We start from the raw sequence: 1,334 nt of genomic DNA, 5'->3' as shown, positions 1-1,334 counted from the left end.
GATGGGGATGGGGGAACCACTTTATAATTTTGAAGGAGTCAAAAAAGCTTTATTAATCGCTTCTGATGGAGATGGCCTCTCTTTGTCAAAACGTCGAATTACTCTTTCAACCAGTGGAGTGGTTCCTGAAATTGTGCGAGCGGGGGAGGAAATTGGGGTTATGTTGGCGGTTTCACTGCACGCAGTGCATGATACGCTACGAGACATGCTTGTTCCAATCAATAAAAAATACCCGCTTGCTCTGTTAATTGATGCTTGCCGTAATTATCCTGGCCTTTCTAATGCCAAGCGAATTACATTTGAATATGTTATGCTGAAAGGTATAAATGATAGTTTGGATGATGCTAAGCGATTGATTCAATTACTGAAAGGTATTCCTTCTAAGATCAACTTAATTCCTTTTAATCCATGGCCGGGAAGTAATTATCAATGTTCTGATTGGGAACAAATCGAGCGTTTTGCGGATGTGGTTAATCAAGCAGGCTATGCTTCACCGATTCGGATACCGCGTGGACGTGACATTCTAGCTGCATGTGGTCAGCTTAAATCTGCTTCAGAACGTTTACGAAAATCTGAACGTTTGCAAATTGAATATGCGGTTGGCAACAAATAACTTTAATCTTTGAGTAATCAAGAGACGTAAAACAAAACTCGTAAAATGCTAGCCATAAACCAATCAAGAAAGCGAATATAAAAAGGATTTTGCTTAAGGTGTTGCGCGAATTTATGCGCCATAAAAACCATAGAAATTGTAATTGGCAGAGAAATGGGGATATAAGAAGGCCTAAAATAATCAATTTTTGTGTGGCCATGGGTAATAAATTGTGACAAGAAAGTTACGTTGAAGAGAATAATTTTAGGATTTAAGAGATTAATTCCAATACCGATAAAGTCAATTACATCTAAGACTGTGGCGCTTTTGAGATGTTTATTTGAGAGAAAATGCCGAGTGTTTACCGCAATGCTTGCAAGGAAAGCTATAAAAGATAAAAAGCTCCCACAATTTTAATGAGAAAAAAAGCACGTGGCAAAGCAAAAATAAACGCTGATAAACAAAGAGCTACAGTAGTAACCTGAATAGCAAAACCCATTGCACTCCCGAAAGTACATATAATCCCGGCTTTTTTGCTTTGTGCAATCGTACACCCTACTGACAACATGATATCATGCTCCGGAATGAGCGCTAGGAATCAACGATGCTAGAGCAAATTGTACAACAATAGACCGCTCAGGTAAAAATGACACGTAAATCTCCTTTTATTTGTAAGCGGTGTTCACCATCATATTTATTTTAATGTTGTTTAAAGAGAATTTATTCTTATGAAGATCCAGTA

The 1,334-nt window shown here is 37.9% G+C and carries 1 protein-coding gene and 1 pseudogene; one reads left to right on the top strand and one right to left on the bottom strand.

Features of this window, described 5'->3' with window-relative positions; genetic code table 11:
- A partial coding sequence (gene rlmN, locus ACFIK8_RS09380) for a 23S rRNA (adenine(2503)-C(2))-methyltransferase RlmN (RefSeq protein WP_375669265.1) occupies positions 1-613 on the top strand: 613 nt, incomplete at its 5' end.
- Here rlmN and ACFIK8_RS09375 read toward each other — a convergent pair.
- Positions 563-1,245: pseudogene (locus tag ACFIK8_RS09375) on the bottom strand (LysE family translocator). The gene rlmN and the pseudogene ACFIK8_RS09375 sit on opposite strands and share 51 nt — an antisense overlap.
- Positions 1,246-1,334: the final 89 nt, after the last annotated feature.

This window comes from Bartonella sp. MR168JLCBS (assembly GCF_042194175.1).
The sequence above is the reverse complement of the archived record's forward strand: the minus strand, read 5'-3'. Positions and strand labels throughout refer to the sequence as shown.